This is a genomic window from Longimicrobiaceae bacterium (assembly GCA_035696245.1).
GTDB lineage: Bacteria > Gemmatimonadota > Gemmatimonadetes > Longimicrobiales > Longimicrobiaceae > DASRQW01.
In genome coordinates, this window is sequence record DASRQW010000284.1 from 12,319 (window position 1) to 28,224 (window position 15,906).

At 71.2% G+C, this 15,906-nt stretch carries 12 protein-coding genes; all 12 read left to right on the forward strand.

What is annotated here, in order from left to right; all coding sequences use genetic code 11:
• Complete coding sequence (gene pilO, locus VFE05_13215) at window positions 1–624, forward strand: type 4a pilus biogenesis protein PilO (GenBank protein ID HET6231026.1); 624 nt, start codon at window positions 1–3, stop codon at window positions 622–624.
• A complete protein-coding gene (locus VFE05_13220; protein ID HET6231027.1) occupies window positions 614–1,186 on the forward strand; it encodes a hypothetical protein in 573 nt (190 codons plus the stop codon). The genes pilO and VFE05_13220 overlap by 11 nt, the downstream gene beginning before the upstream one ends.
• A complete protein-coding gene (locus VFE05_13225) occupies window positions 1,183–2,997 on the forward strand; it encodes an AMIN domain-containing protein (GenBank protein HET6231028.1) in 1,815 nt (604 codons plus the stop codon). The genes VFE05_13220 and VFE05_13225 overlap by 4 nt, the downstream gene beginning before the upstream one ends.
• A gap of 34 nt (window positions 2,998–3,031) precedes the next feature.
• Window positions 3,032–5,593, forward strand: coding sequence for an Ig-like domain-containing protein (locus VFE05_13230; protein ID HET6231029.1), 2,562 nt, complete (start codon window positions 3,032–3,034; stop codon window positions 5,591–5,593).
• Between the two features lie 75 nt (window positions 5,594–5,668).
• On the forward strand, window positions 5,669–6,871 hold the full coding sequence (aroC, locus tag VFE05_13235) for a chorismate synthase (protein HET6231030.1): 1,203 nt from the start codon (window positions 5,669–5,671) through the stop codon (window positions 6,869–6,871).
• 67 nt (window positions 6,872–6,938) lie between these two features.
• The gene (locus VFE05_13240; protein HET6231031.1) at window positions 6,939–7,712 is read left to right on the forward strand and encodes a shikimate kinase; all 774 of its coding nucleotides are present in this window, start codon (window positions 6,939–6,941) and stop codon (window positions 7,710–7,712) included.
• Between the two features lie 60 nt (window positions 7,713–7,772).
• The gene (topA, locus tag VFE05_13245) at window positions 7,773–10,490 is read left to right on the forward strand and encodes a type I DNA topoisomerase (GenBank protein HET6231032.1); all 2,718 of its coding nucleotides are present in this window, start codon (window positions 7,773–7,775) and stop codon (window positions 10,488–10,490) included.
• 184 nt (window positions 10,491–10,674) lie between these two features.
• Window positions 10,675–12,036, forward strand: coding sequence for a methylenetetrahydrofolate--tRNA-(uracil(54)-C(5))-methyltransferase (FADH(2)-oxidizing) TrmFO (trmFO, locus tag VFE05_13250; GenBank protein ID HET6231033.1), 1,362 nt, complete (start codon window positions 10,675–10,677; stop codon window positions 12,034–12,036).
• Complete coding sequence (locus VFE05_13255; protein ID HET6231034.1) at window positions 12,033–13,034, forward strand: tyrosine recombinase XerC; 1,002 nt, start codon at window positions 12,033–12,035, stop codon at window positions 13,032–13,034. The genes trmFO and VFE05_13255 overlap by 4 nt, the downstream gene beginning before the upstream one ends.
• 36 nt (window positions 13,035–13,070) lie before the next feature.
• Complete coding sequence (gene hslV / locus VFE05_13260; protein HET6231035.1) at window positions 13,071–13,610, forward strand: ATP-dependent protease subunit HslV; 540 nt, start codon at window positions 13,071–13,073, stop codon at window positions 13,608–13,610.
• A 162-nt stretch (window positions 13,611–13,772) separates the two neighbouring features.
• The gene (gene hslU / locus VFE05_13265; protein ID HET6231036.1) at window positions 13,773–15,248 is read left to right on the forward strand and encodes an ATP-dependent protease ATPase subunit HslU; all 1,476 of its coding nucleotides are present in this window, start codon (window positions 13,773–13,775) and stop codon (window positions 15,246–15,248) included.
• Between the two features lie 242 nt (window positions 15,249–15,490).
• Window positions 15,491–15,906, forward strand: a 416-nt coding sequence (locus VFE05_13270; GenBank protein HET6231037.1) for a DUF1572 family protein, incomplete at its 3' end; no start/stop codon positions are given.

Consider the following 15,906-nt stretch of genomic DNA (forward strand, 5'->3'; position numbering starts at 1 on the left):
ATGGCGCTTCCCCCGATGGACCCCGCGCGCCGCCAGAAGCTGCTGCTTGGCGCCGCCGCGCTCGCTGCGGCGGGCTACGGCTTCTACACCTACGTCTACGGCCCCCGCGCCGAAGAGGTGACGCTGCTGGAGACGCACCTCTCGTCGCTCCAGGCGCAGAACACCACCGCGCGCGCCCTGGCCGCCGGCGCTTCGGGCGACGTGGAGCGCCGCCTGGGCGCCTACCGCGACCAGCTGCACGCGGTGGAGGGGCTGATCCCCAGCAGCGAGGAGCTGCCGGACCTGCTCGACGCCATCTCGACCGAGGCGCAGCGCACCGGGGTGGAGATCTCGCTGATCCAGCCCGTGGGCGCGACCGAGGAGCAGTACTACACGAAGCGCGTCTACGACATGGCGGTGATCGGCACGTACCACCAGGTGGGCGCCTTCCTGACGCGCGTGGCCTCGCTGCCGCGCATCGTCACCCCCATGAACCTGGTGGTGGCGCCCAAGGACGCTCCCACCGGGCCGGGCCAGCCGGCGCCGGGCGCCGACCTGGACAAGACGCGCCTGGAGGCGCGCTTCTCGGTGGAGACGTACGTGATCCCCGCCGCCACGCCAGCCCCTGCAGGGAATGCGGACTAAGACGCTCCTGGCCGCCCTCGCGATCGCCGCGGCGGCCCACGCAGCCCCGGCCCGCTCGCAGGCGCCGCCGCGCGACACCGTGGCGGTGTACCGCCGCGAGGTGTTCAGCTACGACCCGCGGGGCCGCCCCGACCCCTTCCGCCCGCTGCTCTCGCCGGTGGACCTGGGGATCAAGCTCGAGGACCTGCACCTGACCGGGGTCCTCTACAACCCGGATCCGCGCTACTCCATGGCGGTCTTCGCGCAGACGGACAGCACGGCGCCGCCGCTGCGCCTGCACCGCGGGCAGCGATACGGGAACCTGACGGTGGTCGCCATCTACCCGCGGCGCGTGGACGTGCGGGTGGACCAGTTCGGCCAGAGCCGCGTGGAGTCGATCATCCTGCGCACGCGGCCCACCGCGCAGGCCGTCCAGCCCGCCGGCCCGCAGGCGCAGCAGCCCGTAGTCGTTCAGATGGTACCCCAGTCTCAGCCGCAGCAGCCCGTGCGGCAGCGCCGGTCCGACCGTCCGGTCGCACCGCCGGCCGCGAATCCGGCCGCAACGAAAGGATATCCGCAATGATCCGCCGTCTCTCGATGGCCCTGATGCTGCCCGCGCTGCTGGCGGCCGGCCCCCCCGCCGCCCTGAGCGGCGGGAACGTGACCACCCTGCGGCTGGAGTCGCGCGGCGGCAACACCGAGCTGACGGTGGAGATCGCCGGCGGCGACGTGCGCTGGACCGACTTCAAGATGGGCGGCCCGCCGCGCGTGGTGGTCGACATCGCCGGCGCCCGCAGCGCGCTGCCCAGCCAGCGCTTCGACGGGCTGAACCGCGGCGGCGTCGCCTCGGTTCGCGCCAGCCAGTTCACGGACGACGTCGTGCGCGTGGTGATGGTGCTGGACCGGCAGGCGGACTACACGGTGACGCGCGTGCCCGAGGGCATCCGCATCGCCGTGGCGTCGGCCAGCCAGTCGGCGTTCCAGCCCTGGCACAGCGGCGCCCCGGTGCAGCCGTGGCGCCGCCCCGGCTCGGCCGAGGAGACGTCGGCGCGGGCGGACGCGGCTCCCGCGGCGCCGGTTCGCACCGCGGCGGCACCGATGCAGAGCCGTCCCGCGCAGAACCGGCCCGGCCGGCGCATGACGGTGACGTTCGACAACATGCAGATGCAGGACGTGATCGCGAGCTTCGCGGCGTTCAGCGGCCGGTCCATCATCCCCGGCGCGGGCGTGGGCGGGATCGTGGTGACCTCGGCCACCATCAACAACCAGCCGTGGGACGAGGCGCTGCGGGCGCTGCTCCAGGCGTACGGCCTGGCCGCGGTGGAGCTGCCCAGCGGCATCATCCGCGTGGACGCGATCGAGAAGCTGGCCGAGCGCGAGAAGCAGGAGCCGCTGGTGACCCAGCCGTTCCGCATCAACTTCGTGCCGGTGGCCGAGATGGAGGCCACCATCAAGCCGCTGCTCACCGACCGCGGCCAGGTGGCGACCAACCCGTCCACCAACACGCTGATCATCACCGACGTGGCCGGGGTGCTGGACGGCCTCTCGCGCCTGGTGGGCCAGCTCGACGTGCCCACGGCGCAGGTGGCGATCCAGGCGAAGATCGTCTTCATCAACCGCACCGACGCGGAGCAGCTGGGCGTCAGCTACGACCTCAAGGACTCGCGCGGCAACCAGCTGAACCAGCTGGTGGCGGTGCCGGACCCCAACAACCCGGGCTCGACCACCAACACCGACCTGGTGTCGCTGGGCGGCAACTCCATCGCCGCGCTGGGCAACGCGAACAACCGCGTCTCGGGGGCCACGCTCTCGACCGTGATCTCGCTGGTGCTGGGCCGCTACACGCTGGTCACCTTCCTCGACGCGCTGCAGACGGCGCAGCTCTCGGACGTGCAGGCGGCGCCGGTGGTGACCACGGTGAGCAACCACGAGGCGTCGATCTGGGTGGGCGAGAAGACGCCCATCCGCGTGGTGGACCTGGGCCAGCAGGGCCAGGCCGGCGCGGCCACCGGCGCTGCCGGGGGGCAGGCAACGCGCGCCACGGCGCAGCTCGTGGAGACGGGCATCCGCCTGATCGTGACGCCGCAGGTCACGTCGGACCGGCGCATCTTGCTCCAGCTGCACGCGGAGCGCTCGAGCGCCAACATCGTCCCCACCGAGATCGGCGTGCAGTTCCTCCAGCAGCAGGGCGACACGCGGGTGCTGGTGAACGACGGCGAGACGGCGGTCATCGGCGGGCTCACGGTCACCGAGGTGACCAGCGTGCGCTCGGGCATCCCCTTCCTGATGGACATCCCCTTCATCGGCGGGATCTTCCGGAAGACGACGTCGCAGGAGGACAAGCGTGACCTGCTGATCATGGTCACCCCCCACATCGTGGACGACCGCGCCTGAGCGCGGTGAACCGAACTACAAGGAAACGCGATACATGAAAACCGCCCGCAGACGGATCTCCGTCGCCGCCGCGACCGCCGTCCTCGCGGGCGGCCTGCTCGCGGCGTGCGACGGCGGCAACCTCTTCGTCGACCCCGGCCACGGCGGCGGCTCCGGGAACGGCGGCACCGACGGCACGCCGCCCACCGCCACCATCCAGTACCCGAAGCCCGACAGCGCCGTGCTGGCCGTGGGCGACCAGGCCTTCGTGAAGGTCCGCGCGACCGACGCGGTGGCGCTGCGCTCGGTGACCATCGAGGCGTTCTCGCTGCGCGGCAGCGCGGCGCTGGGCACGCTCACCAAGGTGGACCGCTTCACGCCCAAGACGGTGCGGCTGGACTCGGCCGGCTACGCGGTGAAGGACACGGTGATCACCCGGTTCCTGGACGCGACCACCGACACCCTGGTGGACCAGAAGGTGTACGTGGTGACCACGGCCACCGACACGGCGGGCAACGTGGACGCCGACACCAGCTTCCTGGCTATCGGCGGCCCGCAGGTGCAGGTGACGGCGCCCGCGGGCGGCGCCACGGTGCGAGCGGGCGTGCCGCTGCGCGTGGCGCTGAGCGCGACCGACCAGATCAGCAAGATCACGGCGGTGCGCGTCTTCACCTCGGGCGCGTACGTGAAGGACACGACGGTGCAGCTCCAGGTGGCGGTGGCGCACGTGGACACGGCCATCACGATCCTTCTGCCCGACACGGTGAAGGGCACGGCGCTGCACATCTCCGCCACGGCCACGGCCGGCACGCGCGCCCAAGGCACGGCGCGGCCGGTGGACGTGGTGGTGCAGCCTGCCGCGGCGGACGTGACGCCGCCGCGGGTGAGCTTCACCGTGTCCGCCCCGGCGCGCGCCGAGGTGAACGACACGCTCACGGTCACCGTGACGGGGACGGACGAGACGCGGGTGGACAGCGTGGGCGCCACGGTGCTCGCCATCCGCCGGACGGCGGCGCGGACCGACACGGTGGGCCGCTTCACCCGGCGGGTGAGCGGGGCCACGGGCACGCTGCGGTTCACCGTGGCGGAGTTCAACGGGCCGGTGGTGCCGCTGGGCCTGGACTCGCTTACGCTGGGCTTCGAGGTGACTGCCTTCGCCAAGGACGGGGCGGGGAACTGCGCCACGGCGACCACGCCGGGCTCGCTGCAGGGCGGCCCGTGCCGCACGGCCGGGGGCGTGATCCTCTCCGACGGCCCCGGCGCGCTCCAGCAGGTGGTGGTGGCGCGCGGCCTGACGCTGCCGTTCCCCAACGCGGGCGACCGCATCGCCGACGTGATCGCCGACAGCACGCGCCTCTTCCTCTCCAACCTCACCCGTAACCGGGTGGAGGTGGTGCAGATCGGGTCGCAGACGTACGGCACGCCGGTGCTGGTGGGCTCGGAGCCGTGGGGCCTGGCGCTGGGCCGCAACAGCGACTCGCTGTACGTGGCCAACAGCGGCGGCACCAACATCTCGGTGATCCCGCTGCGCAACCCGGTGCTCCAGGAAGCGGCCTCGGCCCGCATCTTCCCGGCGAACGAGCTGCTGTTCGACATCAGCTACACGATCGACACCAAGACGGGCACGGTGCCGCCGTCGTCGGTGCTGCGCTTCGACTACAGCGACCGGCCGCAGTTCATCGCCCAGGCGTCGAACGGCTTCCTGGTGTACTCGACCAAGCCCACGGGCGCGGCCAAGGACGGCACGGTCCGCATCTACGACCGCAACAAGCCGTTCCGGTCCGAGATCTTCACCGGCTACGTCGACCGCCACACGGCCAACAAGGCGCTGGCGGTGAACGCCGATTCGGCCTTCCTGGTGCCGGGCGACCCCAACCGCCTTCTCGTCTGCCCGCGCCGCCGCTTCGGCGACACGAGCGACCCGGCGTGCATCCTGGGCGACGTGTCGAGCGTGAGCGACTCGCTCTTCAAGCTGCGCCAGCTGCCGGCCAACGCGGCGGGCGGCCGGTGGGACACGCGGGTGGACATCGGGGCCGACGTGGCCGAGGTGGGCTTCTCGGACACGACGTTCGTGGCGGTGAGCACCGACCGCAACTACGTCGCCGTGGGCGAGGGCGCCCGCGTCAACGGCCGCATCCCGCTCTTCCAGGCCAGCGCCGACTCGCTGGTGCTGCGCGGCGACGTGCGCGACCTGATCAACAACACCAACGAGCGCGTCATCGGCTTGGGCCTGAACGGCGACGGCTCGCTGGGCATCGCCCGCGGCAATCAGGCGTACTTCTTCAACAACACGCTGCGCCTGCAGGGCGTGACCGCCAGCGGCTCGCCCGCCGGGGGCGTGGCGATGCACCCCGACAACTTCGGATATCCCGGCGGCTCGTTCCGGCTCTCGTTCGTCTCCGGCATCGACGAGACGGGCGCGCCGTACGTGGACGTGATCGACACGTTCAACTTCTTCCGGACCAAGCGGATGTACATCCGCGACGCGGTGGTGGGCGCCATCACCGTGGCGCGGCGGCAGGCGGGCGACCCGGCGAACGTAGCGCTCCGCATCTACGCGCTCACGCCGCGGGGCGTGGTGGGCCTCACGGTGCTGACCACGGACCTGACGCCGTAAGGCGCGCGGTCCGCCCTGGCGGGAACGACGGCGGGGGCCCTGGCGCGAGCCGGGCCCCCGTTGTTTCTTTATGGGATGCCCCTCTTCCGCTTCACCACCGCCGGCGAGTCGCACGGCCCCGCGCTCACGGCCGTCGTGGAAGGGCTCCCCGCGGGCCTGCCCGTGGCGGTGGATTCCATCGATGCCGAGCTGAGGCGCCGGCAGGGCGGCTACGGTCGCGGCGGGCGCATGCGCATCGAGTCGGACCGGGCCGAGATCCTGTCGGGAATCCGGCACGGGGAGACGCTGGGGTCGCCGGTGGCGATGCTGGTGCGGAACCGCGACTGGGCCAACTGGACCGAGGCGATGAGCGCCGCGCCGGTGGAGAACGCGGGCGACGACGAGGCCATGCGCCGCGTCTTCCTCCCGCGGCCCGGGCACGCGGACCTGGTCGGGGCGATGAAGTACGGCCGGTCCGACGCGCGCGACATCCTGGAGCGGGCGAGCGCGCGGGAGACGGCGGCGCGTGTGGCGGCGGGCGCGCTGGCGAAGCGGCTGCTGGCGGAGCTGGGGATCACCGTCGGCAGCCATGTCGTGTCGCTGGGGGGGATCGACGCGGCGGTGCCGGACGAGCTGCCGGAGGACCTGAACGCGGCGTCCGACCCGTCGCCCGTGCGCTGCCTCGACGCGGAGGCGGAGGGGCGGATGATCGACGCCATCGACGCCGCGAAGCGCGAGGGCGACACGCTGGGCGGGGTGTTCGAGGTCGTCGCGCGCGGCGTTCCGGCCGGGCTGGGCTCGCACGTGTCGTGGGACCGGAAGCTGGACGGGCGCCTGGCTGCGGCGGTGATGTCGATCCAGGCGATCAAGGGCGTGGAGATCGGCATCGGGTTCGCGGGGTCGATGCGGCCCGGCTCGCGCGTCCACGACGAGATCGTGGCGGACGCGTCGCTCGCCGTCGGCGGCGGGTACGGGCGCGGGTCGAACCGCGCGGGCGGGCTGGAGGGCGGCATCACCACCGGCCAGCCGCTCGTGGTCCGCGGCGCGATGAAGCCGATCTCCACGCTGATGCGGCCGCTGGGCACCGTCGATCTCCGCACCGGCCAGCCGGGCGAGGCGGTGCGCGAGCGGTCGGACGTCTGCGCCGTTCCCGCTGCCGGCGTGGTGGGCGAGGCGATGGTCGCCCTCGTGCTCGCGGGCGCGGTGCTGGAGAAGTTCGGCGGCGATTCCCTGGCCGAGCTGCGCCGCAGCTACGACGCCTATCTCGCGCAGATCAACGCCCATGGCGTCCGCGCCTGACGCCCCCGTCCCACCGGACGAGGCGGTGGATGCGCATCGTCCTGGCCTCGGCCGGAATGCGTCAGTCGTGTCGCATCCATCGTCCGTCGCGGCGGATTCGCCGGATCGGGTAGATGCGGGAGATGCGCAGCGTCCGGCGGATGCGGTAGATGCCGACCCATCGGTAGGCGCGGTAGATGTTATCGTATCCGCCGAGAACGCTGCGGGTGGCGGATCGATGGCCGGCCGTGCATCTCCCGAACGCTCTACGGCGGACGCGACGGCGATGGACGGCACGGCATCTACCGAATCGGAATCTGCCGAATCCGTCCATCCGATCTCCCGTGTCGTGCTCGTAGGCTTCATGGCGGCGGGGAAGACGGAAGTGGGCGCGGAGCTGGCGCGGCGGCTGGGCTGGCGGCACGTGGACCTGGACGGCGAGATCGAGCGGCGCGAGGGGCGTAGCGTGGCCTCCATCTTCGCGGCGCGCGGCGAGGCGTACTTCCGCGCGGCCGAGGCGCGGCTTACCTGGGAGCTGGCGGATGCCGAGCGCGTCGTCCTCTCGCCCGGCGGGGGGTGGATGACGAACCCTACGCTCCTCTCGCGCCTGGGCCCCGGCACGCGGGCCGTCTGGCTGCGCGTCTCGCCCGAGGAGGCGGTGAGGCGCGCATCGGCGTCGGACGGCACACGGCCCCTGCTGGCGGGCGCGGACCCGTTGGGCGCGGCGCGGCGGCTGGCGGGCGAGCGCGAGCGCTTCTACGCCCGCGCCCACCTGGCGGTGGAGACGGACGGGCGGACGTGCGAGGATGTGGCGGACGACGTGGAGCGCGGCGTGCGGGCGCGCGGAATCATTCCCGACTGACGGCTCAAGCTGACCCAGAAAGCACGAATGGCGGCAAAACCGAAGAACAGGCTCGTAGTCGTGGAGTCTCCCACCAAGGCCAAGACCATCCGGGGCTTCTTGCCCGACGGATACCGGGTGGCCGCGTCCATGGGCCACGTGCGCGACCTGCCCGAGAGCGCCAGCGAGATCCCGCCCACGCTCAAGGGCAAGGAGTGGGCGCGCCTGGGCGTGAACGTGGACGCCGACTTCGAGCCGGTGTACGTGGTGCCCGGCTCGAAGCGCAAGGTGGTCGCGGAGCTCCGCGCGCTGCTGAAGGATGCCGACGAGCTGGTGGTCGCCACCGACGAAGACCGCGAGGGGGAGAGCATCGGGTGGCACCTGGTGCAGGTGCTGGCACCGCGCATCCCCATCTCGCGCATCGTCTTCCACGAGATCACGCCGGAAGCCATCCGCGCCGCGCTGGCATCGCCGCGCCAGATCGAGGAGGACGTGGTGCGGGCGCAGGAGACGCGCCGCATCCTGGACCGCCTGGTGGGCTACACGGTGAGCCCGCTGCTGTGGAAGAAGATCGCGGGCGGCCTCTCCGCCGGGCGCGTGCAGTCCGTCGCCGTGCGCCTGCTGGTGCAGCGCGAGCGCGAGCGGCGGGCGTTCCGCTCGGGCACGTACTGGGACCTGAAGGCGCTGCTGGAGAAGCAGGCCACGCCATTCTCCGCCCAGCTCGCCTCGCTGGCCGGCAAGCGCGTGGCGAGCGGCAAGGACTTCGACGAGACGACGGGGCAGCTCAAGGGCGCCCGCGACGTGGTCCTCCTCGCCGAGGCGGACGCGCGCGCGCTGGCGGAGCGGCTGCGCACGGCGAAGTGGACGGTGGCGGAAACGGAGGAGAAGCCGTCCATCCGGCGTCCGTATCCGCCGTTCACCACGTCGACGCTTCAGCAGGAGGCCAACCGCAAGCTGCGCCTCTCCGCCCGCGACGCCATGCGCATCGCCCAGCGGCTGTACGAGGAGGGCCTGATCACGTACATGCGTACGGACTCGGTGCACCTGTCCGAGCAGGCGATCACGGCGTCGCGGAACCGCGTGAAGTCGCTGTACGGGGCGGAGTACCTGAGCCCCCAGCCGCGCCAGTTCACCACCAAGAGCAAGGGCGCGCAGGAAGCGCACGAGGCCATCCGCCCCGCCGGCACGGAGATGCGCACTGCCGAGGAGCTTCGGCTCACGGGGATGGAGCACGCGCTGTACGACCTGATCTGGAAGCGCACGGTGGCCAGCCAGATGGCGGACGCGCGCCAGACGCACCTCACCGCGATGATCCACGCAGCCGACGCGGTGTTCCGCGCGTCGGGCAAGCGCATCGACTTCGCCGGCTTCTTCCGCGCCTACGTGGAAGGGACGGACGATCCGGACGCTGCGCTGGAGGACCGCGAGGAGCCGCTGCCGCCGTTCAAGAAGGGCGATGCGCTCGATCTTCGCGACCTGGAGGCGCTGGGGCACGAGACGCAGCCGCCCGCGCGCTACACCGAGGCGACGCTGGTGAAGACGCTGGAGGCGGAGGGCATCGGGCGGCCCAGCACGTACGCCAGCATCATCGGCACCATCATCGACCGCGGCTACGTGGAGCGGCAGCAGAACCAGCTGGTCCCCACGTTCACGGCTTTCGCGGTCACGGGCCTGCTGGAGAAGCACTTCCCTACGCTGGTGGACACGCGCTTCACGGCGCGCATGGAAGAGCAGCTCGACGAGATCGCCGAGGGCCAGGCGGAGTGGCTGCCGTACCTCCGCGCGTTCTACTCCGGCCCGGACGGGCTGGAGGCGCGGGTGAAGAGCGGCAGTGCCGACATCGACCCGCGCGAGGCGTCTACCGTTCGCCTGGCGGACCTGCCGGCGCGCGTGCGCATCGGCAAGTTCGGCCCGTTCGTGGAATCGGAAGATGCGTCCGGGGCCACCGTCACGGCATCGATCCCGGACGGCATCGCCCCCGCCGACCTGTCGGACAAGCAGGTGCAGGGGCTGCTGCGGGCGAAGAGCGAGGGGCCGGACGTGCTGGGCACCGATCCCACGACCGGCAAGCCGATCCTGCTTCTCCAGGGGCGCTTCGGGCCGTACGTGCAACTGGGCGCGGCGGAGGAGGGCGGGGCCAAGCCCAAGCGCGCGTCGCTGCCCAAGGGCGTGACGCCGGAGACGCTGGGCTTCGACATGGCCGTCAAGCTGCTGTCGCTTCCGCGCACGCTGGGCGCGCACCCGGAGAGCGGCAAGGAGATCCAGGCGGGCGTGGGCCGCTTCGGCCCGTTCGTGGTCCACGAGGGCGAGTTCCGCTCGCTCGGCAAGGGCGACGACGTCTACACGGTCGATCTCGCCCGCGGCGTCGAGCTCCTGTCGCAGCCGAAGGGAGGGGGCCGGACGAAGGTGGAGCCGCTGCGCACGCTGGGCCCGCACCCCGCGGACGGCGAGCCCATCCAGCTCTTCGAGGGCCGCTACGGGCCGTACGTGAAGCACGGCGCCACGAACGCGTCGCTGCCCAAGGGTGTAGCACCGGAGAAGTTCACGGTCGAAGAGGCCGTGCCGCTCCTGGCCGAGCGCGCCCTCGCCGCGCCCAAGAAGGGCAAGGCGAAGGGCCGCAGCGCATCCACCGCCCGCAAGCCAGCGGCGGCCAAGGCAGACACGGCCAAGGCAACGGCGAAGAAGACCGCGACGGCCAAGAAGGCAGCGACGGCCAAGAAGACCGCGACCGCGAAGAAGACGACAACGAAGTCCGTCGCCAAGAAGACCGCGGCCAAGTCCACGACTCGGGCGCGGTAGGCCGGCCGGAGGACGTCCCACAGGGCCGGTTCGGTGCGGCGGCATCGCCCGGGCGGGTAAACCCGCGGGGCTACAATGGCGCTAAACCCGGCTTCGCGGGTTCCGGCGGAGAGTTCGATGCGTGTTCCGTGCGGGTTCGCGTCGGCGGTGGATCGAACGGCATGGGGATCATCTGCACGAAAGCATGAGGTTGAAGATGGCGAAGGTGACGGTCGTGGGGGGCGGGCTTTCCGGGTCCGAGGCGGCGTACCAGCTCGCGGAGCGCGGCCACCAGGTCACGCTTCGGGAGATGCGCCCCGTGCGCGGCACCGCGGCGCACCAGACGGAGATGCTGGGCGAGATCGTCTGCTCCAACACCTTCAAGTCCGAAGATCCATCGAACGCCCACGGTCTGCTCAAGCTGGAGATGGACGCGCTGGGCGCCGGCGGCTCGCTGCTGCTGCGCTGCGCCCGCGAGTCGCGCATCCCCGGCGGCACGGCGCTCACGGTGGACCGCATCGAGTTCGCGCAGCGGATGACCGCGGCGGTCGAGGCGCATCCGTCCATCGAGATCGTGCGCGACGAGGTGACGGAGCTGCCGGAAGGCCCGGCCATCATCGCCACTGGCCCGCTCACGTCCGACGCGCTGTCCACGTCCATCCGCGGCGCGCTGGGAGACGAGGGGCTGTCGTTCTTCGACGCCATCGCGCCCGTCGTCTCCGCCGATTCGCTGAACATGGACGTGCTGTTCGCCGCGTCGCGCTGGGGCAAGGGCGAGGGCGACGACTACCTGAACGCGCCCATGTCGAAGGAGCAGTACGATGTCTTCGTCGAGGCGCTGCGCACGGGCGAGGGCTACGAGGGGCACGATTGGGAGAACGTACCGTACTTCGAGGGCTGCCTGCCGGTGGAGGTGATGGCCTCGCGCGGACCGGAGACGCTTCGTTTCGGGCCGATGAAGCCGATCGGCCTGCCCGTCCCGGCGCTGAACGGCAGGTTCGCGCACGCCATCGTGCAGCTGCGGCAGGAGGACAGGGCGGGGCAGATGTGGAATCTGGTCGGCTTCCAGACGCGGCTGAAGATTCCCGAGCAGCGCCGCATCTTCCGCACGATCCCGGGGCTGGAGGACGCGGAGTTCCTTCGCTGGGGCTCCATCCACCGCAACACGTACCTGAACTTCCCCGCGCGCCTGAGTCCGCACGGCGGCCTGCCCGACCGTCCGGAGCTGGTGTTCGCGGGGCAGATCACGGGCGTGGAAGGCTACACGGAATCCACCGCGGTCGGCATCCTCGCGGCAGTGAACCTGGACCGCATCGTCCGCGGCCTCGATCCCGTGCTGCCGCCAACCACGACCATGCTGGGGGGGATGATGCGCTACCTGCGCGAGTCCGAGCCCAAGCACTTCCAGCCGATGAACTCCAACTTCGGCCTGATGGACCCCATGCCCGGCCGCCACAAGGACAAGGCGGCCAAGCGCCAGCTCATGGCCGAGCGCGCGCAGGCCGAATTCGCGGCGTGGATGGAAGCCAACGCGCTCTCCATCGGCGAAGGCGCCGCCGCGCGATGATCCCCCGCGCCGTCTCCGCCGATCCAGCCGGCGTGGCTCCGTCCGACGCGGACGATGCCGCGGCGAAGGCTTCCGGGGCGCGGCTGGCGGCGGTGGACGCGTTCCTGTCGTACGTGGCGCACGAGCGGCAGCTCTCGCCGCACACGGTGAGCGCCTACGCGGACGACCTGCACGAGGCGGAAGCGTTCCTGGGCCGCTACTACGGCGATCCCGACTGGAGCTGGCGCGGATTGGACCGTCTGGCGATCCGCTCGTTCATGGGCGACTGCGTGAGCCGCCGCGCGCTGTCGAGGCGGACGGTGGCGCGGAAGCTCTCCGCCCTGCGCTCCTTCTTCCGCTTCCTGAGCGAGGAGGACCTGGCGGACGCGAACCCCGCGCGCACGGTCCGCACGCCCAAGCGCGAGCGGCGCCTGCCCGGGCATCTCACGCGCGAGCAGATCGAACAGGTCTTCGCGGACGCCGAGATGCGCGCGGAGAGCGGAGGGTTCCACGCGCTCCGTAACCTCGCCGTGATGGAGCTGTTCTACAGCAGCGGGCTTCGCGTCTCCGAGCTCCAGGGGCTGAACGTGGCGGACCTGGACCTCGTCACCGAACTTGCTCGGGTGATGGGGAAGGGGCGCAAGGAGCGCATCGTCCCCATCGGCCGCACGGCCATCCGCGCGCTGCGGGGGTACTACGAGGCGCGCGAGCGGGTGCTGGAGACGGCCACGCGCGGCGAGCGGCGGGCCGTCTTCCTCAGCCAGACGGGGCGCCGCCTCTCGGTCCGCCAGGTGCAGAACGTCGTCGGCACGTTTCTGGACGGCGTGGCGGGCGAGACCGGGCTGTCCACGCACTCGCTGCGGCACACGTTCGCCACGCACCTGCTGGACGCCGGCGCCGACCTGCTGGCGGTGAAGGAGCTGCTGGGGCACGCCAGCCTCAGCACCACGCAGATCTACACGCACACGTCACGGGAGCGGCTGAAGAAGGTGTACCGCAACGCGCACCCGCGCGCCTGAGGCAGCCGCCGCCCGTTCAACGCAGACAGGAGACAGATGGCACTTCCCGCGTTCCACGCCACCACCATCCTCGCGGTGCGCCGCGACGGCCGCGTCGCCCTGGGCGGCGACGGGCAGGTCACCGTGGGCGACACCGTGGCCAAGGCCACCGCCCTGAAGGTCCGCAAGATCAAGGACGGCAAGGTGCTGGCGGGCTTCGCCGGCTCCGTGGCCGACGCCTTCACGCTCTTCGAGAAGTTCGAGGAGAAGCTGGAGCGCTACCCAGGCAACCTCTCCCGCGCCGCCGTGGAGCTGGCGAAGGAGTGGCGCAACGACCGCTACCTGCGGCGCCTGGAGGCGCTGCTGGCCGTGGCGGACCAAGAGCACCTCTACATGCTGTCCGGCAACGGCGACGTGATCGAGCCGGACGACGACATCGTGGCCATCGGGTCCGGCGGGTCGTACGCCATGGCCGCGGCGCGGGCGCTCAAGCAGCACTCGGAGCTGACCGCGCCCGAGATCGTCCGCAGCGCGCTGGAGATCGCGGGCGACATCTGCATCTACACCAACCGCAACATCACCGTCCTGGAGCTGTAGCTGGGGATGGCGGTGCGGCGCGCTCCGTCCCCGCGCGGGGGCGGAGCGCGCGGCATTTCCCCCGCCCGCGGCCCACGTTACTATTGGGCACCGAAAGCGAGGCGGTGCAGCCCCGGCGAGCCACGCCGCCGGCCGCGCCGCCCTTCGTGAAGAAGAACGGAAATGAGCGAAACCGAAACGCAGCCCGAAGCCGCCGAGGTCCAGCCCTGGCTGGACGAGATGACCCCGCGGCAGATCGTGGCCGAGCTGGACAAGTACATCGTGGGCCAGGAGCCGGCCAAGAAGGCCGTCGCCATCGCGCTGCGCAACCGCTGGCGCCGCCAGAAGGTGGACGAGGACCTGCGCGACGAGATCGTCCCCAACAACATCATCATGATCGGCCCCACGGGCGTGGGTAAGACCGAGATCGCGCGGCGGCTTGCGCGCCTCGCCGGCGCTCCGTTCGTGAAGGTGGAGGCCAGCAAGTTCACCGAGGTCGGCTACGTGGGCCGCGACGTCGAGTCCATGGTCCGCGACCTCGTGGAGGTCGCCGTGAACATGGTCCGCACCGAGCGCGAGGACGAGGTGCAGGACACGGCCGAGCAGCGCGTGGAAGCCCGCCTCCTGGACCTGCTCGTGCCCCCGCTCTCCGACTCGCCCGAGCCCGCGGCAGACGGTGAGAAGACGGGCGAGGCGCGGCGCTCGTTCGTGGTCGCGCCCGGCGGCGAGGCCAAGGAGGAGAGCGAGGACGAGAAGAAGACCCGCGAGCGCCGCGAGCGCACGCGCGAGAAGTTCCGCGCGCTGCTGGCCGACGGCAAGCTCGAGGAGCGGCAGGTGGAGATCGACGTGCAGCAGAACATGCAGTTCGACAACATGATGGTGCCCATGGGCGGGATGGACGGCATGGGCATGGACAACAACATCATGGACATGCTGCAGGACATCCTCCCCAAGAAGACCAAGCGCCGCCAGGTCACCATCGCCGAGGCCCGCCGCATCCTGCTGCAGGACGAGCTGGACAAGCTGGTGAACATGGACGAGGTGGTGAACGAGGCCCTGGACCGCGCCGAGGAGATGGGCATCATCTTCCTCGATGAGGTCGACAAGATCGCGGGTGGCGGCGGTGGCATGGGCCCCGACGTCTCGCGCGAGGGCGTGCAGCGCGACCTCCTGCCCGTGGTGGAAGGCTCCACGGTGCAGACCAAGTACGGCATCATCCGCACGGACCACGTGCTGTTCATCGCCGCCGGCGCGTTCCACGTCTCCAAGCCGTCGGACCTGATCCCCGAGCTCCAGGGCCGCTTCCCCATCCGCGTGGAGCTGAAGAGCCTGACCGAGGACGACTTCGTGCGCATCCTCCAGGAGCCGAAGAACGCCCTCATCACGCAGTACAAGGCCCTGGTCGCGGCAGACGGGGCGCGGCTGGAGTTCACGGAAGACGGGGTGCGGGCCATCGCCAGCACGGCGGCGCTGGTGAACTCGCGCATGGAGAACATCGGCGCGCGGCGGCTGCACACGGTGCTGACGACGCTGCTGGAGGACATCCTGTTCGAGCTGCCGGACCTGGAGAACAAGGACATCCGAATCGACGCCTCCACCGTCCACGAGCGCCTCAAGGCCATCGTGGAGGACGAGGACCTGCGCCGCTACATCCTGTAGCCGTGCCGTCGTGATCGATCGTGAGAAGCCCCGGCGGATGCGTAGCGATGCGCGTCTCCGGGGCTTTTCCGCATCGGGCTGTGAGAACGGCAGAGCCTCACGCGGAGACGCGGAAACCGCGGAGAACATACCGCTTCTCCTGCAGTTCTCCGCGTCTTCCGCGTCTCCGCGTGAGAATCTTTCGTTGTACTGGGGTGCATCTTCAAGGTTCTTCCGATCCACATCTACAGGAGGATGGAGCCGTGAGCGAAGACTTCCGCGCGCACGTCCGCGACGAGACGGTCCGCACGTTCCAGACGTACAAGGGGATGGCGGACAAGGCGGTCGCGCAGATTTCCGACGAGGCGTTCTTCCGCGCGCTCGACGGCGAATCGAACAGCATCGCCATCGTCATGAAGCACGTGGGCGGAAACCTCCGCTCGCGCTGGAGCGACTTCCTCACGAGCGACGGCGAGAAGGCCGACCGCGACCGCGACGGGGAGTTCGAGGCGGGGCAGGGCACCGATCGCGCCGCTGTCACCGCGACGTGGGAAGATGGCTGGCGCGTCCTGCTCGCCTCGCTGGAAGCGCTGTCGCGGGAGGACATGGAGCGCACCGTCACCATCCGCCGCGAGCCGCATACGGTCACGCACGCCCTCCAGCGCAGCCTGGCTCATAC